16 protein-coding genes are annotated in these 19,286 nt (G+C 68.3%); 5 read left to right on the top strand and 11 right to left on the bottom strand.

Annotated elements, in window-relative coordinates; genetic code table 11:
• Nucleotides 1-31: 31 nt before the first annotated feature.
• From ABD120_RS34775 to ABD120_RS34760, 4 genes are all read right to left on the bottom strand, one after another.
• Complete coding sequence (locus ABD120_RS34775; protein ID WP_343954565.1) at nt 32-2,995, bottom strand: UPF0182 family membrane protein; 2,964 nt, start codon at nt 2,993-2,995, stop codon at nt 32-34.
• A gap of 127 nt (nt 2,996-3,122) precedes the next feature.
• On the bottom strand, nt 3,123-4,169 hold the full coding sequence (locus ABD120_RS34770) for a YlbL family protein (protein ID WP_343954564.1): 1,047 nt from the start codon (nt 4,167-4,169) through the stop codon (nt 3,123-3,125).
• Nucleotides 4,170-4,178: 9 nt separating this feature from the next.
• Nucleotides 4,179-4,604 (bottom strand): molybdenum cofactor biosynthesis protein MoaE, encoded by a 426-nt coding sequence (locus tag ABD120_RS34765; RefSeq protein ID WP_343954562.1) that lies wholly within the window; start codon nt 4,602-4,604, stop codon nt 4,179-4,181.
• Between the two features lie 9 nt (nt 4,605-4,613).
• Nucleotides 4,614-5,687 carry an NAD-dependent epimerase/dehydratase family protein gene (locus ABD120_RS34760; RefSeq protein WP_343954582.1) on the bottom strand — a complete coding sequence of 358 codons (1,074 nt, stop codon included), beginning with the start codon at nt 5,685-5,687 and terminating at the stop codon, nt 4,614-4,616.
• A gap of 130 nt (nt 5,688-5,817) precedes the next feature.
• Here ABD120_RS34760 and ABD120_RS34755 point away from each other — a divergent pair, with 130 nt between their 5' ends.
• Nucleotides 5,818-7,014 carry a zinc-dependent metalloprotease gene (locus ABD120_RS34755; RefSeq protein ID WP_343954581.1) on the top strand — a complete coding sequence of 399 codons (1,197 nt, stop codon included), beginning with the start codon at nt 5,818-5,820 and terminating at the stop codon, nt 7,012-7,014.
• A complete protein-coding gene (locus tag ABD120_RS34750; protein WP_343954561.1) occupies nt 7,011-7,559 on the top strand; it encodes an NUDIX hydrolase in 549 nt (182 codons plus the stop codon). Before ABD120_RS34755 ends, ABD120_RS34750 begins: the two co-directional genes overlap by 4 nt.
• Nucleotides 7,560-7,724: 165 nt before the next feature.
• Here the strand turns inward: ABD120_RS34750 and ABD120_RS34745 are convergent, their stop codons facing one another.
• Entirely contained in the window at nt 7,725-8,312 is a 588-nt protein-coding gene (locus ABD120_RS34745) for a hypothetical protein (RefSeq protein ID WP_343954560.1), read from the bottom strand.
• A complete protein-coding gene (locus ABD120_RS34740) occupies nt 8,306-8,821 on the bottom strand; it encodes a M48 metallopeptidase family protein (protein WP_343954559.1) in 516 nt (171 codons plus the stop codon). The genes ABD120_RS34745 and ABD120_RS34740 overlap by 7 nt, the downstream gene beginning before the upstream one ends.
• A 1,108-nt stretch (nt 8,822-9,929) precedes the next feature.
• Here ABD120_RS34740 and ABD120_RS39925 point away from each other — a divergent pair.
• The 3 genes from ABD120_RS39925 (at nt 9,930) to ABD120_RS34730 (ending at nt 14,514) form a co-directional block, all read left to right on the top strand.
• The gene (locus tag ABD120_RS39925; RefSeq protein ID WP_425564084.1) at nt 9,930-12,512 is read left to right on the top strand and encodes a ThiF family adenylyltransferase; all 2,583 of its coding nucleotides are present in this window, start codon (nt 9,930-9,932) and stop codon (nt 12,510-12,512) included.
• Nucleotides 12,509-13,846 (top strand): ABC1 kinase family protein, encoded by a 1,338-nt coding sequence (locus ABD120_RS34735; protein ID WP_343954558.1) that lies wholly within the window; start codon nt 12,509-12,511, stop codon nt 13,844-13,846. The genes ABD120_RS39925 and ABD120_RS34735 overlap by 4 nt, the downstream gene beginning before the upstream one ends.
• A gap of 263 nt (nt 13,847-14,109) precedes the next feature.
• A complete protein-coding gene (locus ABD120_RS34730; protein WP_343954557.1) occupies nt 14,110-14,514 on the top strand; it encodes a hypothetical protein in 405 nt (134 codons plus the stop codon).
• Nucleotides 14,515-14,735: 221 nt separating this feature from the next.
• Here ABD120_RS34730 and ABD120_RS34725 read toward each other — a convergent pair whose 3' ends face one another.
• The 5 genes from ABD120_RS34725 to ABD120_RS34705 form a co-directional block, all read right to left on the bottom strand.
• Nucleotides 14,736-15,911, bottom strand: a complete 1,176-nt coding sequence (locus ABD120_RS34725; protein ID WP_343954556.1) for a Cmx/CmrA family chloramphenicol efflux MFS transporter — start codon at nt 15,909-15,911, stop codon at nt 14,736-14,738.
• Between the two features lie 74 nt (nt 15,912-15,985).
• Nucleotides 15,986-16,558 carry a TetR/AcrR family transcriptional regulator gene (locus tag ABD120_RS34720; protein ID WP_343954555.1) on the bottom strand — a complete coding sequence of 191 codons (573 nt, stop codon included), beginning with the start codon at nt 16,556-16,558 and terminating at the stop codon, nt 15,986-15,988.
• 862 nt (nt 16,559-17,420) lie between these two features.
• Complete coding sequence (locus ABD120_RS34715; RefSeq protein WP_343954554.1) at nt 17,421-17,690, bottom strand: WhiB family transcriptional regulator; 270 nt, start codon at nt 17,688-17,690, stop codon at nt 17,421-17,423.
• Nucleotides 17,691-17,818: 128 nt separating this feature from the next.
• Entirely contained in the window at nt 17,819-18,118 is a 300-nt protein-coding gene (locus tag ABD120_RS34710; RefSeq protein ID WP_343954553.1) for a hypothetical protein, read from the bottom strand.
• A 109-nt stretch (nt 18,119-18,227) separates the two neighbouring features.
• A complete protein-coding gene (locus ABD120_RS34705; protein WP_343954552.1) occupies nt 18,228-19,100 on the bottom strand; it encodes an acyl-CoA thioesterase in 873 nt (290 codons plus the stop codon).
• Nucleotides 19,101-19,286: the final 186 nt, after the last annotated feature.

Genomic DNA, 19,286 nt, shown 5'->3' with positions numbered 1-19,286 from the left:
GACGCCGGAGGTGGCGCGCAAATCAGGTCCGCTAGCCGCTCGACGGAGAGGCCGACGGTGTCGCCGGCGGTGGTGCCGTGGGCGGTGCGGTGGCGGGTGCCGACGGACTGGCCGTCGCGGTCGCCGTGGGCGCGGGTGTGGCCGCCGCCTTGGGCTCCTCCGCTCCGGCCGCGCGGAGCTTCGCCATGGCGTCCTCCAGCCGCTTCTGGGCCTCGCCGTACTTGACCCAGTCGGGCGGCGATGCCTTCAGCGCGTCCTGACCCTCCTTGTATGCCTGCTCGACGGCCGAGATCGCCGCCGTCAGCGCGGTGCTGGCCGCCGGTTTGGCCTCGGTCTGCGGCGGGGTCTCGCCGGTCTTCGCCGGTGCCACGCCGAAGACCTGCTGCAGCGCCTGCTCCAGCGTGTCGCCGAAACCGACCTTGTCGCCGAACAGCACCATGACCTTGTTGAGCGTCGGATAGCGGCCCGACGTCTCGGCCTTGGGCTGCACGTAGACCGGTTCGATGTACAGCAGGCCGCCGCCGAACGGCAGCGTCAGCAGGTTGCCGTAGATCACGTCGAGCGCGTTACCCGTACGGAGCACGTTCAGCTCGGCGGACACCTTCGGATTCGACAGGAAGGTGTTCTGCGCCTGCGGTGGCCCCTGGACCGTGGTCGCGCTCGGCAACTGCAGGATCTCCAGCTTGGCCTGCGCCGGATCGGCGCCCGCGTCCACGGCCATGAAGGCCGCCATGTTCTGCCGGTTGAACGGCACGAACGTGGTCGTCAGCGAGAACCGCTCGGTGCCGCCGGGCATCTTCATCGTCACGTAGTACGGCGGCTGCTTGAGCTTCTGGGTGGCCGGGTCCTGCGGGACCTTCCAGAAGTCCTGGCCGCCGAAGAACGCGTCGGGGTTGGTGACGTGGTACTGCGTGAGGATCTCGCGCTGGGCCTTGAACATGTCGGCCGGGTAGCGCAGGTGGTCACGCAGTTCGGGGGCGATCTCGCTCTTCGGCTTGACGACGGTGCCGAAGGCGTTCTGCCACGTCTTGAGCACCGGGTCGGCGTCGTCCCACGCGTAGAGGGTCACGGTGCCGTCGTAGGCGTCAACGGTGGCCTTGACCGAGTTGCGCATGTAGTTGATGACGTCCGTCGGAGCGGGCTGCGGCTGGTTGGCGACCAGTCGCTGGGTCTGCACGTCGGTCGTCAGGTCGCCGAGGCTCCTGCGCTGGGAGTACGGGTAGTGGTCGGAGGTGGTGTAGCCGTCGACGATCCAGACGATCCGGCCCTTGACGATCGCGGGGTAGGGGTCCTTGTCCAGCGTCAGGAACGGCGCCACCTTCGAGACCCGCTCCAGCGGCTTGCGCTCGTACAGGATGCGCGAGTTCTCGTTGACGTCGGAGGAGAGCAGGAAGTTGGTCTCACCGTACTTGGCGGCGTAGAGCAGCTTGGTGAAGAAGCCGCCGACGGGCACGCCGCCGGTGCCGGAGTAGGTGTTGTTCTTCTGGCCGCTGCCGCCCGCCTGGTCGTCGGGGTAGTCGAGCTCGATGCCCTGGCCGGGGCCGGGCTTCGGGCCGCCGACGATGGAGTAGTCGGGGGAGTTCTCGCCGAAGTACACCCGGGGCTCGAATTCGCCCGCGAGGTCGCCGGTCGGCGGGATGTTCTTCTCGCTGAAGACCGGCAGGCCGCCGGTGCCCACCTGGTTGCCCGGCGCGGCGACGAAGCCGAAGCCGTGCGTGTAGACGAGGTGACTGTTGATCCAGTTGCGCTCGGCCTCGGGCGGCAGGCCGATGTCGCGCACCGAGACCACGGTGTCGCGGAGCTTGCCGTCGGCGGCCTTGTAGCGGTCGATGTCGAGCTGCTCGGCGAACTGGTAGTAGCCCTTGATCTGCTGGAGCTGCTGGAACGTCGGCGACAGGATCGTCGGGTCGAGCAGGCGCAGGCCCGGGATGGAGTTGGCCTCCTGGTTGAGGACCTCCTTGCTCGCCGTCGTGGTCGGGGTGTACTGCGTGATCTTGACGTCTTGGTCGCCGACCTTGTACGCGTCTCTGGTCGCCTCGATGTTGCGGGAGATGAACTCGCGTTCCTTGGCCTGCTGGTTGGGCTTCACCTGGAACTGCTCGACGAGCGCCGGGTAGACGCTGCCGATGAGCACCGCCGACAGCACGAGCAGGCCGAACGAGACCCCGGGCAGCATGCCGCCGGGCCGTACGACGCCGGCGAAGAACAGCAGCGCGCAGATGAGGGCGATGATCGCGAGGATGGTCTTGGCGGGCATGACCGCGTTGACGTCGGTATAGGACGCGCCGAAGACCTTGCCCTGCGTGGAGAAGACCAGCCCGTAGCGGTCGATCCAGTAGGCGACGGCCTTGAGCAGCACGAACAGGCCCAGCAGCACCGACAGGTGGGAGCGGGCGGCGCGCGAGGCGTGCACGCCCGGCGACTGCAGGCGGAAGCCGCCGTACAGGTAGTGGGTGACCGCCGCCAGGATGATCGAGATGATCACGGCTGTGAACAGGAAGTTCAGCAGCATCCTGATGAACGGGTAGTCGAACATGAAGAACGAGATGTCCATGTCGAACAGCGCGTCGCGTTTGCCGGTCGGCACGCCGTTGACGAACTGGAGCCACGTCTTCCACTGACCCGACACCGACGAGCCCGCGAACAGCGCGAGGACCGCCATACCGATGATGAAGATCAGCTTGCGGTGGGGGTCGAGCGCCATGCGGTAGCGGTCGGCACCGCTGCCGCTGCCGAACGTGGCCGGCCCGAACATCGGCCGCACCCTGAAGGCCAGGAGCATATTGCCGCCGACCACGGCGACCATCAGCAGGGCGCCGACTGCGAACAGGAGGATCTGGGTCAGCATCACCCCGGAGAAGACCTGGGTGTAGTCGACCGAGTCGAACCACAAGTAGTCCGTGTAGATCCCGGCGAACAGGAAGAAAAGCGCCACGATCGCCACGAGGGCGATCGCGACGGGAAGCAGCAGCCGCGGCCGGCGGGGCAAGCGCATCTCCCTGCCGCGTCCTGGGGTCCGGAAGCTCAAGGCCAGCCCCTCGTCGAGGTGAACAAACGGTCGTCCTGGCAACCTACACCGGTCGGCCAGACGTACGGCTAACGCATGGCGAAGCCGAGAAGTTTCAGCCGGCCGTACAGGCCGGGATCTCGCCCTTGCCCGAGCGGAGGGCGTCGAGCGCCTGGATGCTGCCGTGCAGCGTATCCGCCTTGACCAGCCGCAACCCCTCCGGAGCGGCTTGCAGGGCCTCGTCGCAGTTGTCCGCGGGGGTGAGGAACACCGTCGCGCCCGCCTGCTTCGCGCCGACCATCTTCTGCGCGATGCCGCCGATGGCGCCGACCTGCCCCTCGGGGGTGATGGTGCCGCTGCCCGCGATGGCCTTGCCGCCGGTGAGGGGCCCCGGCGTGAGCTTGTCGACGATGCCGAGCGAGAACATCAGCCCCGCGCTCGGGCCGCCGACGTCGCCGACGCTGATGTCGACCTTGAACGGGAACTTGTACTTGGCCTGCATCTTCACCCCGACCATGGTCCTGCCCTCCGGGCTCTTGGTGGTCGTGAGCCTGATGTCCTGCTTCTGCGTGCCCCTGGTGATCGTGAAGGTGACGTCGTCGCCCGGCTTGTGCGCCCTGACGGCCTCGGAGACCATGTCGACGTCCGTGACGGGCTTGCCGTCGACGGCGTCGATCTCGTCGTCCTTCTGCATCTTGCCGTCGGCGGGCTTGCCCTTCTCCACCGAGACGACCGACACCACGCTGCGGTAGGGGATCTTGAGCTCGGACAGCGCCGCCGCGGTCGCGTTGTCCTGGGAGTTCACCATCTCGACGGTGTTCTCCTCCTCGACCTCCTCCGCGGTGCGGGTCTTGGGGAAGATCGTCTCCTCGGGGACGACGGCGGTGGACGGGTCGAGCCACCCGCGCAGCGCGGTCATGAGGTCGATGCGGCTGCTCGGCCCGCCCTGGTAGGCGACCGTGACCAGATTGAGCGCGCCCTGCGTCGGATAGGTCTGGCGGCCGGTGATGGCGATGACCGGCTTCTTGTCGACGTCACCGATCGTGTTCTCGGTGGGGCCGGGGCTGAGCACGACGTACGGGACCTGCATCAGAGCCCCCGTGACGCCGAGGGCGAGCACCAGGAATCCCGCGACCAGCAGGGTCAGGGCACGTCGTGACATGGACAGAGCTTATTCGCAGGCGCCGACCCACTCCGCCGACCCGTCGGCGAAGAGCTGATGTTTCCAGATCGGAACCTCTGCCTTGAGGTCGTCGATGAGCCTGCGCGAGGCCGCGAACGCCTCGCCCCGGTGCGGGCAGGCGACCGCGACGATCACCGCGACGTCGCCGAGTTCGAGGTCGCCCGTACGGTGGACCGCCGCGAGCGCCGTGACGGGGAAGTCGGTGGCGACCTTCTCCGCCACCCTCCTGAGCTCGTCGAGCGCCGAAGGGTGCGCGGAATACGACAGGCGCGCCACCTGCTTGCCGTGATCCTGCTCGCGCACGGTGCCGACGAACACGGCCGTGCCGCCTGCGGCACGGTCACCCACCGAGGCCATCACCTCGTCGACCGACAACGGCGTGTCGCGAATGGCAAGCAACCGGATGACGTCCACGCAATCAGCCTACAGGCGGCGCTTCTTGCGCACCTGACGGACGATCGCGGCGGTACCGATGACCGCGACCGTGGCGCCGGCCGCCGTGAGCGTCGCCTCCTTGACCGGCAGCCGCCTGCCGACCACCGTGGTGCGGTTCTCACGCAGCTCCAGCATCTGCTCCAGCGCGGCCTCGTTGGTCCACGCGGGCTTCCAGCCCGCCTCGCGCAGCGCCGCGCAGTCGACCACCCACGGGTAGACCACGTAGTGCAGGTCGGTGGCGGGCGCCGGCGTGATGCCGAGCCGGTGCAGCCGCTGCGCGGTGCCGAACGTCAGCCCGGCCGGCAGCTCGAAACGCCTTATGCCGGACAGTTCCTCGACCTGCTCCTGTTCGAGCCAGCCGTCGCTGCCGACGGCCACCACCCCGGTGACCACGCCCCTGGCGGCCAGCTCCAGCGCGGAGACCAGGTCGTCGGTGTGGCAGAACTGCCAGCGCGGCGTGCAGCCCTTCACCGTGAGCAGCCGGGGCGACTCGAAGTGGCGGGTGATCACCGTGTCGACGCCGGGCCCGACGACCGCCGCCGGGCGCACCACCGTGACCTCCAGGCCGGTGTTGCTGCGGATGGCCCTGCGGACCAGCGCCTCGATCTCCAGGTAGTCGCCGACGACGCCGGTGTCCGGCTCCGCGGCGACCGCGCCGTCCTCCGGCAGCGGCACCGGGTTGTCGGCGGCGGCGCCGTACACCATGGCGCTGGTGACCAACACCACACGGCGGACCCTCGCGGCCGCGCTCGCCGTGAGCACCGTCTGGGCGGCGCGCAGGTTGTAGGCGCGGCGTTCACCGGGGTCGGAGTCGACCGCGTAGTCACCGGCCAGGTGCACCAGGACGTCGATGTCGGAGATCCGGTTCGCCAAGAGCGGATCGCGGACGTCGATGACTCTCCACGTGACGTCCTGAACATCGCCGCGCTGGTCGTCGATGGCCACCACCCTGCGGAAATCCGCTGAGTGCGCGAGTCTCGCGAGCAACTCGCGGCCGAGGCCGGAGGCCGCGCCGGTGACGGCGACGACCGGTTGGCGCGGGCGTTTCGAGGTAGGCACCAGGTCCTCACTTTGCACTGATCCGCCGTAGGACGGCTAACGTGGCGGATGTGGACTCCTCCATCCTGCACGAGGTAGAGCGGTGACTGACCTGCCAGGTCGCGAAAACGACCCCAACGAGAACCCGTTCGCCATGTTCGGCAACCCTGAGCAAATGGCTCAGGCGATGCGCCAGTTCGCCGACATGCTGTCGGCGCCGCAGGGCTCCGGCCCCGTCAACTGGGACATGGCGAAAAACATCGCGCGTCACGCGGTGGTCGCAGACGGTGACCCTTCGGTCATGGAGGGTGAACGCCGTCAGATCACAGACGCCCTGAGTCTGGCCGACCTGTGGCTCAACGAGGCCACGGAACTGCCGAGCGGCGTGTCGAGCCCGCAGGCCTGGAGCCGGTCCGAATGGATCGAGAACACCGTCCCGGTGTGGCGCAAGCTGTGCGAGCCCATCGCGGCCCAGATGGTCGAGACCATGAGCGGCACCCTCAGCGGCCCCGGCCTGCCCGCAGAGGCCCAGCAGATGGCCGGGCCGCTGCTCGGCATGATGCGCCAGATGGGCGGCATGATGGTCGGCCAGCAGATCGGGCAGGCGCTCGGTTCGCTGGCCCGCGAGGTGGTCGGCACCACCGACATCGGCCTGCCGCTGTCCGACACGGCCGCGCTGCTGCCCGGCGGTGTCGCCTCCTTCAGCGACGGCCTCGAACTGCCCGCCGACGAGATCAGGCTGTACCTCGCGCTGCGCGAGGCTGCCCACCACCGGCTGTTCCAGCACGTGCCGTGGCTGCGCTCGCACCTGCTCGGCGCCGTCGAGGAGTACGCCAAGGGCATCACGGTCGACACCTCCGCGCTGGAGGAGCAGATCCGAGGGCTCGACCTCGGCAACCCCCAGGCCATCCAGGAGGCGCTCAGCGGCGGCGGGCTGCTCAAGCCCGAGGAGACCGAGCGGCAGAAGGCGGCGCTCGCCCGGCTTGAGACCATGCTCGCGCTGGTCGAGGGCTGGGTGGCGACCGTGGTCGACGCTGCGGCCGACGGCAAGCTGCCCTCCGCGGGGGCGCTTGCGGAGACCGTACGGCGTAGGCGGGCCTCCGGTGGTCCGGCGGAGCTGACGTTCGGCACCCTCGTCGGGCTCGAACTACGGCCGCGCAGGCTGCGCGAGGCGGCGGCGCTGTGGCGCGCGCTGGAGGCCGACCGCGGCCTCGACGGACGCGACGCCGTCTGGGGGCACCCCGACCTGATGCCCAGGGCCGAGGACCTCGACGACCCCGAGGCGTTCGTCAAGGGCGAGTCCGCCTGGGACATCTCCAAGCTTGACGAGCCGGGCAAGGACCCCGAGTGACGCTGCACTCCGACGCGGTCGCCGTACTGTCCGGCTGGACGGCACCGACCGACGACGAGGAGCAGCTGCGCAAGGAGTTCCTCACCCACCTGGAGACGCACGCGGACGCGATGTACCGGGAGTGTGTGCCCGGCCATCTGACCGCGACCACCGCCGTGCTCTCGCACGACGGCTCACAGGTGCTGCTGACGTTGCATCCGAAGGCCGGGATGTGGCTGCCGATGGGTGGCCACTGCGAGACCGGGGACGCGACGCTCGCCGCCGTGGCCCTGCGTGAGGCCACGGAGGAGTCCGGGATCTCCGGGTTGCGGCTGCTGCCGGGGCCGTTGGCGCTCGATCGGCACGAGGTGTGGTGTCATCCGCCGCATTCGTGGCATCTGGACGTCGAGTACGCGGCTGTGGCGCCTGCGGGGGCCGAGGCGGTCATCAGCGATGAGTCGCTGGATCTGCGATGGTTTCCGGTCGACGGGATACCATCGCTGTCGGACGAGGCCACGCGGCGGCTGGCTCGGCGGGGGCGGGCGATCCTGGTGTCTACCGGGTAGCGGCTGGGCGGCCTCGTCACTTCTTGCTCGGTCGTCGTTCCCTGCTCAACGGTCATCCCATGATCAGTCGCCGCAGCCGGCCTTCGGTCAATCGTCGTCTCCTGCTCAGTGGGCATCTTTGCCCGACCGTCACCTTTGCCCAGCCGTCGTCGCCTGCTCTGGTCGTCATTCCTTGCTCAGGAGGATGCGGGTGTTGTCCCAGCCCTCTAGGCCCGGGTCGAGGCGCTGGATGTCCGCAGGGGTGCGCAGGCGGTGCCAGCCGGGGGTTGCGGCCACCATGCGGCGGCCGGGGGCCTGGGCGCGGAGGTGGGAGACCGGGTCGTCGCAGTCGAGGTCCGGGTCGGCCCAGTCCGGGAGGGGGAGGTCGCAGGCCAGCGCCACGGCGCCGCCGTACTCACAGGGACACAGGGTGATCCGGGCGCGGCCGAGTTCCCTGAACAGCTTGCCGATGAGCAGCGGCGGCAGGTCGGGGGCGTCCGCGTTGACGACGACGGCCTGGTCGCCGGTCAGGCGGGCGAGGATGTCTCTGATGGATTCGCCCTCGTCGATCAGGACGACCTCGGTGCCGGGCCAGACGATCTCCTCCAGCTCCGGCACGCTCGTCACCAGCACCGGCGTGACCAGTTCCAGGCCCGCGAGCATCTCGTAGGTGTCCTCGGCGATCGCCGTCAGGAACTCGCCGGGATCGATGCCTTCCGGTGCTGCCTGCGCCATGCTGCGCCGTGCCACCACCGCCGCGACTCGCGTCAACATTCCTCCGGTGCCGTATGGGCGGCCGCCGAGAATCCTTCCAGGAACCCGCGCGCCCGCTCCGCCTTGGGATACTGCTCGACCAATGCCCAGAACCCGGGGCCGTGACTCGGCACCAGCAAATGCACGAGTTCGTGGATGATGACGTAGTCGATAACCCATTCCGGCAGGCCCTTGAGCCGGGTGGAGATCCTGATCGTCTCAGTCTCCGGGGTGCAGGAGCCCCAGCGGTGCTGCTGGTTGTCCACCCAGCGGACGCTCGCCGGCCTGGCCTTGCCGTCCAGGTACTTCGCCGACAGTTCCTTCGCCCGTGCCATCAGGCCCTCGTCCGTGGGCCTTCGCCGCCGCTCCTTGGCCGCCAGCCGGTCGAGCATGCGGCTCACCCATTCCTCGGCGTCTTCGCCGCTCAACCAAGCGGGCAGGAGCACGATCGTCTTGTCGCCGTCGCGGTATGCGGAGACCGTACGCCGGCGACGAGAACTTCGACGGACCTCGACTGTCTCGGGGGGCACATATGCACGTTAGCCGACACGGGGCGAATTCCACAGGGGGTGAGGGCTGTTTTGGCTGGTCAGGTGATTAAGTGGCGATGAATTTGGGCACCGGTGTTTCCCGGCGGGGGCCGACGGGGTCCGGGAGCGTTCCGAGAGACGGCGGATCGCGGGCGGCGCGAGGGGCGCGGAGTGCATGCGGTGGGTGTGGGGCTTGTGGGCTTTAGATCGTTTTCTGAGGTGATAAGTGACTGTTTACCGGCGTCGGGCCACCTGCCTCCTGCCTGCTGCGGCCAGCCGCGTGACAGGCACTCGCGTGTACGGCGTCGCCGCGTCCGCGGCCGGCCTTCTCCGGTGCTCGCACTTCCCCGCTTCATCTTCAATCGGGCCGGGAGACACTTCTTGATCTGTGGAGCTGTTCGTCCAGATGGTCGGCTTGGATTCGTTCGCGTCGCTTCCGTTGAACCGCATTCCACGATCTCGCCGGTCGTTTCACAGCCATTCAGCAAGATCTACGACAGGTCATGTGCCGGGCTGACTTCGGGCATGGATTGCTCGGCTGATTCCGCGGTCATTGCCGCGATGGCCTTTCTCCACACGCCGTTCCAGCGACCTCGCCCCGCGCTTCTCGCGCGTCTCGCCCTCAGCACATGTCACTCTTGGCACGTCTCACCCTCAGCGCGCGTCACACTTGGCGCGCGTCACACTTGGCGCGCGTCGCTACCGACACGTGTCGCCTGACTGCACAGCTTGCTTCACTGCATGGCGTGACTCCTGGCTCCCCTCGCCCGTATTGCCGCCCAGGCGCCAGGCGACGGCCTGCTGCACGTCGGCGCATCGCTCGGCCATAGGCGGCTTCCCCCCGATGGTGCCCTCTACTTTGCCCATGCCGCGTTCCACGTGCCTTGGCGAGGTTCACTTCTTCACTCCTGGCACCCGGTCCTCGCTCTTCGCGCACCGCCTTCCTGGCACACCGCCCTTGATCTTCGCGTACCACCTTCGTCAGAGCCTTCTCCGGGATCACCGCCGAGTCGGGGTTCTCCACAGGGTCGCCAAGTGACGGAGAGTTATCCACAGGCCACGTGAATCCCACCCGTGACCCACCTCGATCGTGGAAACGTTGCCCGGCATGAGGCCCCGTGTGAAACCCGCCCTGCGCCGCATCCTCCGAGACGAGCGCACCCTCCAGTTCGGCGTACACCCGAGGCGAGCCGTCATGCTCACCGACCTGACTCCAGCAGTCCACAAATGGATCGAAAGCCTCGACGGCACCCTCGATCTGGCCCAGGTGTTCGCCCATGCGCAGGCCGCCGGCCTCGACGAGTCGGGTGCCCGCTCGGTCCTCGACGCCCTGATGGCGCAGGGCATCCTCGAAGACGCCGCGCTGCCGCCGACAGCCCTCCAGGGGCTCGCGCTGGCCGACCTCGATCGCCTGCGCCCCGATCTGGACGCTCTCGACCTGGCCCGTGACACCCCCGTCAACGCACTCACCACCCTTGGCCGCAGGCGCGGCGCCCGCGTACGCGTCTACGGCGCGGGCCGCGTCGGCGCCCAGCTCGTCAACCTTCTCGCATCGGCCGGGATCGGCGACATCCGCGTCATCGACCCCGGTCGGACCCGACCCGAGGATCTGGTGCCCGGTGGCCTCACCTGGTCCGAGATCGGCCTCCCACGAGAGGAGGCCGCCGCCGCTGCCGCAAGCCGTCTGTTCGCTCCAGCACCACCTACTCCACCCACGGCCTCCGCATCGCCGGCACCCGTCAGATCGTCGGTCCCCTTCGCACCATCGGCGTCGCCCTCGTCGTCAGCGCCCAACACAGCGCAGGCCCAACCTGCCTGCTCCTCACCCGCCGCTGCCCAGACTTCATCCGCCACCCCGCGAACTGCCGCCTCAGCCCTGCCTCCGGTTGCGCCGGCCTCGCCCCCACGCGACCCGATCTCACCTGTCGGCACTCCGGTCCCACCCGGTTCGGCCCCCGCCTCGCCTTCCGCTGTGCGCGAAACTCCCACCCGGGTTCGGCCGGGTCGCACGCCAGGGTCGCCCGCACCAACGAGCCCGTCAACCCCAACAGACCCACCCGCACCAATGAGCCCGTCAACCCCAGCAGATCCACCCGTATCGACGAGCTATTCAACCTCAACAGATTCACTCGTACCGACAAACCATTCAACCCAAGCAGAGTCACCCAAAGCGATGGGCCATTCGACCTCAGCCTCGCCGCACACAGCGGGGGCATCCTCAGATCACACGGCGGGAACGCCCTCAGAAGCCGCTGCATCAACCCCCTGCGGGCTCCCATCACACCCCGCAGACACCTCAGTTTCCCCTCCTGCCTCCACGAGCACGCCAAGGAACGTTCCAAAACGGTCCAACACCACCCACACCTCGACAACCGCCCGCATCACTCCACCACCAGTCACAGAGCCATGCGCAACCCCCACACCCAGCACCTACTCGCCCGATTCGTTGTCCCAGGGCGCCGCCTCGCCCGAATTCTTGGCGACTCAGACTCCGAGCGCCGCTCCACCGCCACGGCCGAGCGGATCGATTCCGAAGGTCCCGGGAACAGCGAACGCGGGGGGCAGGAGACCTGATGGGCCAGGTGACGGAGACAGGCGGCGTGGCGGTCCCAGCTCAGGGGCCGGAGGCGAAACGCGCAGTGAAGCCGCACCAGGCCGTGAAGCCACACCAAAAGGCGGATACGGGTCACGTAGCGAAGCGGGCCCAGTGGCCGAAGACGAGAGTCGTGGCGTGCCCAGGCCAGAAGGCCAAGACGGAAGACACCACGGACCCAGGCCAGAAGGCCAAGATGGAAGGCAAGGTAGGCCGAGGCCAGAAGGCGAAGCCGGAAGGCATAGCGGGCCCAGGGCAGAAGACGAAGCGGGAAAGCAGGGACGGCCCACGGCGGAAGCCGGAGCCGAAGCACGCGGTGAGGCCAGGGCGGGAACCGGAGCCGGAGCCGAAGCACGTGGTGAGGCCAGGGCGGGAACCGGAGCCGAAGCACGTCGTCTTGCCAGGGCGGGAGGCCGTGGCAGGGGCGTGCCGCAGCAGGCTCGGTCGCGACCGGGAGCGAACTCCGGGGGTGGCCGCGAGCCCGGCCGGTCGGCGGCCGAGGATTCTGAGGCTCCTGAGCCGTTCGTGCGGGTCAGGGCGGGTGGCCCGTACCTCGGGGATCGCACGGACCGACCTGACCTGGTGATTCTCGCACCGGTCGGGCCTCTGGACGGGGTGCTGGTCAATGAGTTGACCGCGCTCGGGATCCCGCATCTGCTGGTGGCCGCGTTCGAGGGGCACGGGTCCGTGGGACCGCTCGTGGAACCGGGGGTAACCGCGTGTCTCCACTGCCTCGATCTCACCCGGCGCGACCGCGATCCCGGATGGCCTATCGTGACGGCGAGGCTGGGCGGGTTCCCGGCGGGCGAGATCGCCTGCGACACGACGCTGGCGGCGCTCGTCGCGGCGGAGGCCGCCGCCCACGCCCTCGCCTACCTGGACGGACGCGCCTGCGTTGTGACCAACGGCACAATCGATATTTTGCCTGATTGGCAGAGGAAACGTAGGACTTGGACGATCCACTCCCAATGTCGTTGTATACGGAACTTTGCAACTTCGCTAAGAATGGTCACGGTGGCAAGACCACGTCCAGCCGGCACCGAGTCGACCACGAAAGGGGGAAGTGGCGCCTCACTGAGACGCCGCGCAACAGAGTGAGCGATCTTCCACGCCGCGCGGTCACACGTACGGCCAAACTGGCCACGCTCCCGCTGAGCTTCGCCGGCCGTACCGCACTGGGACTGGGCAAGCGCATCGGCGGCAAGTCGGCCGAGATCGTGACCCAGGAGATCCAGCAGCGCACGGCCGAGCAGATCTTCAAGGTCCTCGGCGAGCTCAAGGGCGGGGCCATGAAGCTCGGGCAGGCGCTGTCGATCTTCGAGGCGGCGCTGCCGCCCGAGATCGTCGGGCCGTACCGGGCCACGCTCACGAAGCTCCAGGACGCCGCTCCCCCGCTACCGGTAGCGACGGTCCACAAGGTGCTCGCCGAGCAACTCGGGGACGACTGGCGGGAGAACTTCGTCTCGTTCGACGACCGGCCGACGGCGGCGGCGTCCATCGGGCAGGTTCACCGGGCGGTCTGGCACGACGGGCGCGAAGTGGCCGTGAAGATCCAGTATCCGGGTGCGGGCAAGGCGCTGCTCGGAGACTTCACGCAACTGGCACGATTGAGCAAGCTGTTCGGGGTGCTGTTGCCCGGCCTCGACATCAAGGCCGTGCTGACCGAACTGCGCGAGCGCATCGCCGAGGAGCTCGACTACTTCCGTGAGGCGGAGGCTCAACACGCCTTCGCCTTGGAGTTCAAGAACGACCCCGACTTCTGCGTACCGGATGTCATCGCCGCCAACGAGATGGTGCTCGTCACCGAGTGGATGGACGGCACACCGCTGTCCCGCGTGATCACCGATGGCACGCAGGAGCAGCGTGATCGGGCCGGACTGCTGTTCGTACGGTTCCTGTTCTCGTCTCCGGCCAGGGTCGGGATGCTGCATGCCGACCCCCATCCGGGCAACTTCCGCATGCTCGCCGACGGGCGACTCGGTGTCCTGGACTTCGGTGCGGTCAACCGGATGCCCGACGGATATCCGGCGGTCTTCGGCCAGCTCACTCGGATCTTCAACCACGGCGACATGGACACCGTCATCGCGGGGCTGCGAGCGGAGGGGTTCATCAGGGACCACTTCGACGTCGACGCCGACGCGTTGCGGGCGTTCCTCGCGCCGTACATAGAGCCGACGGCGGTCGAGGAATTCACCTTCAGCCGGGAGTGGCTTCAGGCACAGGCGGCCAGTGTCACCGATCTGCGGCCCACGAACGTGATCCGGCAGCTCAACCTGCCGGTCAGCTATGTGCTGATCCATCGGGTGCATGCGGCGGGGGTGGGGGTCCTCTGCCAGTTGGGCACGACCGCTCGCTTCCGTGACGAGGCGATCCGGTGGGTGCCCGGGTTCGCGGATGATCCGGACGAAGTCAGTGAGCCCGTTCCCGTGTAGTTGGCGGGCGCGGGACCAGGGCTGCACAGGACGTCGGCGACCAGTGCTGGCGTCCGCCTGACCAACCTCCGGTCGCTCTGGCAGGAGAACGGTGGCGGCCCGGTGGTGCGGCCCGGTGATTACGTCCACGGCCTGTCTGCCGTGGAAGCAATGTGGTCTGACTGTCAGCGAAGTCAAGGACAGGCGTGGCTGCCGTCGAGGTTAATGCCGTCTGGCGACCGTCGACATCAATGCGGCTTGGTTGCCGTCGAAGTGAAGGCCCTATGGCGACCGTCGAGGCCAAGACCGCCCTGCCTGCTGCCGGGGTCAAGGAGGCCATGACTTACGTCGGGGTCGAGGCGGCCCTGCCCGCCGTCGGGATCAAGGCGGTCGTGACTGACGTCAGGATCAAGGCGGTCGTGGCTGTGGTCGGGGCCAAGGCGGTCGTGGCTGTGGTCGAATTGACGACCGTCTTGCTGTCGGCGCCAATGCCGCGTTGGTGCCCGTCGGCCCCAAGGGCTGCCTCGGTGCCCGTCAGTGTCAAAGCTACCTGGTGCCCCTCGGCCCAAGGCTGCCTTGTTGGTGCCCGTCGGCGCCGCGGCTGCCTTGGCCTCTGTCGGCGTCAAAGCTGCCTTGGCGTCCATCAGCGCCAAGACCGCCTTGGCGTCATCGGGATCAAGGCCCTCTAACCGCCGTCGGGATCAAGGCCGCCTGGCCGCCGTCGGGATCAGGGGTGGCGTGGCTGCCGTCGAAGTGAAGGCCGTTTCGTCGGGATCGGTGCCAAAGCCGCGTGGCCGCCATGGGGATCGGGTGGCGTAGTCGTCAGTGAAGTGAAGGCCCCTGGTTGCCTTCGGGTCAAGGAGTTGAGGGGGCGGGAGTCAGGTGCGCAGGCTGCGGCGAGGGGAGTCGGTCAGACCGTGGTTGGGGCGAGGTCGGGGGCGGCGCTGGTACGGCGGGTGGCGGCGGCTATGGCGAGGAGGGAGAGGGCGCCGAGGAGGGCGCCGATCCAGGCGACCGAGGGGTAGCCGTAGCCCGCGCCGATGGCCAGGCCGCCGAGCCAGGGGCCGGTGGTGATACCGGTGTTGAAAGCGGAGACGTTCGTGCTGGAGGCCAGGGTCGGTGAGTTCTTGGCGAGGGTGAACACCCAGGAGTTGAAGGTGGGGTTGGGGCCGAAGCCGAAAGCGCCCAGCAGGAAGATGAGCACGATGGTCGGTACCAGGTGGTCTGCCAGCAGGGCCAGGCCGATGGAGGTGACGATGAGGCCGGTCATGCCGATGTACATGGTGCGGACGGGGTGGCGGTCGGCGGTGCGGCCGCCGATGGTGATGCCGACGACGGCGCCCACGCCGTACAGGGCGAGGATGGCGGGCACCCAGGAGGTGGCGAGTCCCGTGGTGCGGGTGAGGAGGGGTTCCAGGTAACTGAAGCTGACGAACAGGCCCGCAGTGCCCAGCGCGGTGATCGAGTAGGCCAGCCAGACGCGGGGGTTGGCCATGCCACGGAGTTCGCGGCGCAGGTCGGGGGCCTTCTCGGTGGTGGGGCGGCCGCCGGGGACGGTGGCCAGGACGCCGATCATGGCGACGGCGGACATCACGGCGACCACCCAGAACACCGAACGCCAGCCGAACTGCTGGCCGATCAGGGCGCCTAGGGGGAGTCCGAAGATCGTGGCGATGGTGAGGCCACCCGCGAGGATGCTCATGGCTTTGCCCCGGACGTTCACCGGGACAAGGCTGAAGACGGTGACGATGGAGACGGCCCAGAAGCCGGCGTAGACGAAAGCGCTGATCACGCGGGTGACGAACAGGGTCCAGTAGTCCGGGGCCAGCGCGCCTGCCGCATGGGAGAGCGAGAAGACCGCCAAGAAGATCAACAGTGTCGTACGGCGCGGCCAGCGCATGGTGGCGAGCGCGAGGATGGGCGCACCCACCAGCATGCCGATCGCGAACGCCGAGATCAGCAGGCCCGCCTGGGGCACGGACACGTCGAAAGCCGTGGCCACCTCGGTGAGGAGCCCGGCGAGCATGAGTTCGGAGGTGCCCTGGGCGAAGATGGCCGCGCCCAGGATGAAGATGGCCAATGGCATGGGGGTACTCCGGTAGTTTTGAATAGATCAGTTCAGAATGTGGGCACGCAAAGGCACACGACGACCCACGGAGATCAGATCGCGCGCAGGGCCGTCGTGGCGATGGATTCGAGAGTGACCCGGTCGGCACCGCCGCGTTCGGCGACGCGCATGCCGCTGATGACGCCGATGACGAACGCGGCCAGCGCGTTCGGGTCTTGGTCTGCGGCTATCTCACCGGCCAGGCGGGCGGTTTCGAAGGCGTCACGCAGCGCCGTCCGGCGGCGGTCGAGGTCACGTCCGAGGAGTTCGGCGATCTCGGGATCCCGGGGGGCGAGTTCGACCATGGTGTTGACGACCAGGCACCCGTGCGGGTCGTCGGGGGCGAGTCCGACCGACCGCCACAGCAGGTCTCGCACTTTCTCCCGGACGGGGGCCTGGCCGTCGAGGACCTCGATAATGGAGGCGGTCCGCTCGTCCATGTAGTGGACCAGGGCCTTGCGGAAGAGGTCGTGCTTGCTGGTGAAGGTGTTGTAGATGCTGCTACGGCCGAGCCCGGTCGCCTCACACAGGTCCTGGGTGGAGGTGGCTTCGTAGCCGGTGCTCCAGAAGGCGCGCATCGCGGCCTCCACGGCCTGCGCCTCGTCGAACTGCCTCGGTCGTGCCATGGCAGCCAATGTAACACATTTTGGAACGCACAGTTCAATACCCTGTGCATGTTTAGGAAGCCTCGCGGGGGAAGGGGAGCCACGGACTTCGGACAAGGAGGCGGCGTTGCGGCGGGAACTCCGTGGGCCCTCAGGAGCGGCGCTCGACAGAGGGCGGGCACGGCGGCGGGGCGGGTGTGCCGGGCTGGCCGTAACGGCGTCGGGCCCGCTGCCGGAGTCGAGCCGATTCGCAGCGGCGAGCCCACCGCCAGAGCTGGGCCTGCCGACGAGACCCGGCCTTTCAGCAGAGCTCGGAGCACCGACAAGGCCGAACCCGCCTGCAGAACTCGCGGTGCCGACACGGCTTGGGCTGCCGGGAAGGCAGCCGGGTCGGCCGACGGGACTCCACCCGCTGGCAGAGTTCGGCGGGCCGAGGGGACCGACCTGGCCGCCAGAGTTCGTGGCGCCGCAGCTTGGCCTGCCGGGAAGGCCGACGAGATTCGGTCTATCAGCAGAGTCCGGCGTGCCGACGAGGCCGCACCCGTCGGCGGAATTCGGCGGGCCGACGAAGGTCAGCCTGTTGGCAGACAGGAAAGGGCAAAGGCCCGCAGCGGGAGCTGCGGGCCCATGCGGAGGGGGCCTGAGGGCGGTGACGCGGCTGCTACATGCTCAAGATGAGCGTGCGCAGGCGGTCGTTCGCGCGTTGGACGTTGCGGCGAGCCCGTTTGAGGCGGAGCAACCGGTTGACCACGCGCTGATGCTCCGCCTCTCGGTGGAGCGTCCGTATTCGGTCATTGACCAGATCGTGGTACAGATACGGCGAGCTGAAAGATCTGGTGGGCAGGGTGTCCATAACAACGGTGTCCTTTCGGAATACGAGGTTCTAGGCGGCGACGGGGTGCTTGCGGGGACGCCCGCGCGGCCGCTTGCGAGGAACGATGGTCCCCCTGAGGATCAGTTCGCCGCCCCAGACGCCCCACGGCTCCGCGCGCTCAAGCGCGCGGTCCAGGCAGGTCTTCTGGATCGGGCAGCCACCGCAGAGCGCCTTCGCGAACTCGACGTCCTCGGGCGACTCGGCGAACCACAGGTCAGGGTTGGTACGGCAGGGGATCTTGGCTTCGTCGATCAGGTCCATGATCGTCTTGGCCCCCATCTGCGTCTCCTTCTGATCGATCTTGTTGATCTCGGTCTTGGCACCTCGGAGGTTTTGGAGGGATCGCGGACAAACAAAGAGGCCGCGGATCCTGTCTGTGGATCCGCGGCCTGGGGGCTGAGTGCCGGTCAGGTTCTGACCGGCGCATCCCTCCAGGGTTGCGGACCGCACAGTCCACCCTTGGTGTACTGCTGCTGGGTCATCGGCAGGTGGATGCCTGCCGGGCTGGCGATTGCGCCTGGGGCGCCTGCGCTGAAAGCGGGAGCGCTGCTGACGAGGCCGCCACCGACACGGGTGATGGCGCTGCGCTCACGGCCGCGGACAGACTTCTCCTGACGAAGTTCGGCTAGGCCATCGATCAGCCTCACCGAGTCACGGCGTGCGGAAGCGAGCCACTGTGCGGCCGACATGTTCTTCATGCTGATCACCTGGACTCACCTCCGTTCGTGTGTTCGTCGGACAGGGCTGTCCGACTCGCTTGACCATGACCCTAAACCGGGAAGCCGGGAAGGGGCAACATATTTTCTACCTGGGATTTTACGACTTCAGCTCACGGATCATGGCCTCCTGCACGACCGACACCACGAGATCTCCGGAGGCCGTGAACATCTGCCCGCGAGCCAGTCCGCGTGCGCCTCCCGACCACGGGGACTCCTGCGCGTACAGCAGCCAGTCGTCGGCCCTGAACGGGCGGTGGAACCACATGGCGTGGTCGAGCGAGGCGCCCATGATGTTCGAGTTGCCCCACGACAGTCCGTGCGCGAGCAGGACCGTGTCCACGAGCGTGTAGTCGGAGGCGTAGGCGGCCAGCACCACGTGCAGCAGCGGGTCGTCGGGCAGTTCGGCGTCGTAGCGGAACCAGACGTTCGTCTGGGCGCTGCGCAGCGCCGGGTCCTTGGACGCCTCGAAGGTCAGCGGCGAGGCGTAGCGCGCCTCGACCGGACGTTCGCGGGAGAGCCAGTCGCGCCACATGGGGTCGGCGCCGACGAGCTCGTTCATGCGTTCCTGGAACGTGGGCAGCGTCAAGGGGTCGGGGGTGACGGGCATGACGGCGGCCTGGTGCTCGACGCCCTCCTCCGCGACGTGGAAGGAGGCGGACATCGTGAAGATCGCCTTGCCGTGCTGGACGGCGACGACGCGGCGAGTGGTGAAGGAGCGACCGTCGCGGACGCGCTCGACGTTGTAGACGATGGGGATCGTCGGGTCGCCCGGACGGATGAAGTAGGCGTGCAGGGAGTGCACGTTGCGGTCGCTCTGGACCGTGCGGCCCGCCGCGACCAGCGCCTGAGCGGCGACCTGGCCGCCGAAGACGCGCTGGATGCGCTCCTCCGGGCTGCGGCCCCGGAAGATGTCCAGCTCGATCTGCTCAAGATCGAGGAGGTCGAGCAGCTCCTTGAGAGCCTCGTTCACGGGTCCCCCTTGCGAAATGTCCGTGTCAACCAGTGTGGCGCCGATCGGGAGGGTGGATAAACCCGGGGTGTGTGAATCTGCTCTCGTTTTGGTGACGAGCGGTTCATGTCGCGCCGTGGACGGGGCTTGGGCTGGCTGGCGGGCAGTGGGTGGCTCTGGCTCAGTGAGCGCCCTCGTGCCCATAAG

Origin of the sequence: Nonomuraea longicatena (assembly GCF_039525605.1) — a bacterium.
GTDB classification, from domain to species: Bacteria; Actinomycetota; Actinomycetes; order Streptosporangiales; family Streptosporangiaceae; genus Nonomuraea; species Nonomuraea longicatena.
Note: the sequence above shows the minus strand (reverse complement) of the source record. Positions and strands in the feature narration are given on the sequence as shown.

What these genes read in the sequence shown, in the direction of transcription:
- ABD120_RS34775 (WP_343954565.1), bottom strand. Translation starts at nt 2,995, where the DNA reads ATGCGCTTGCCCCGCCGGCCGCGGCTGCTGCTTCCCGTCGCGATCGCC.
- ABD120_RS34730 (WP_343954557.1), top strand. Translation starts at nt 14,110, where the DNA reads ATGGCGACCGTCGAGGCCAAGACCGCCCTGCCTGCTGCCGGGGTCAAG.
- ABD120_RS39925 (WP_425564084.1), top strand. Translation starts at nt 9,930, where the DNA reads ATGAGGCCCCGTGTGAAACCCGCCCTGCGCCGCATCCTCCGAGACGAG.
- ABD120_RS34725 (WP_343954556.1), bottom strand. Translation starts at nt 15,911, where the DNA reads ATGCCATTGGCCATCTTCATCCTGGGCGCGGCCATCTTCGCCCAGGGC.
- ABD120_RS34720 (WP_343954555.1), bottom strand. Translation starts at nt 16,558, where the DNA reads ATGGCACGACCGAGGCAGTTCGACGAGGCGCAGGCCGTGGAGGCCGCG.
- ABD120_RS34770 (WP_343954564.1), bottom strand. Translation starts at nt 4,169, where the DNA reads ATGTCACGACGTGCCCTGACCCTGCTGGTCGCGGGATTCCTGGTGCTC.
- ABD120_RS34715 (WP_343954554.1), bottom strand. Translation starts at nt 17,690, where the DNA reads ATGGGGGCCAAGACGATCATGGACCTGATCGACGAAGCCAAGATCCCC.
- ABD120_RS34755 (WP_343954581.1), top strand. Translation starts at nt 5,818, where the DNA reads ATGTTCGGCAACCCTGAGCAAATGGCTCAGGCGATGCGCCAGTTCGCC.
- ABD120_RS34745 (WP_343954560.1), bottom strand. Translation starts at nt 8,312, where the DNA reads ATGTTGACGCGAGTCGCGGCGGTGGTGGCACGGCGCAGCATGGCGCAG.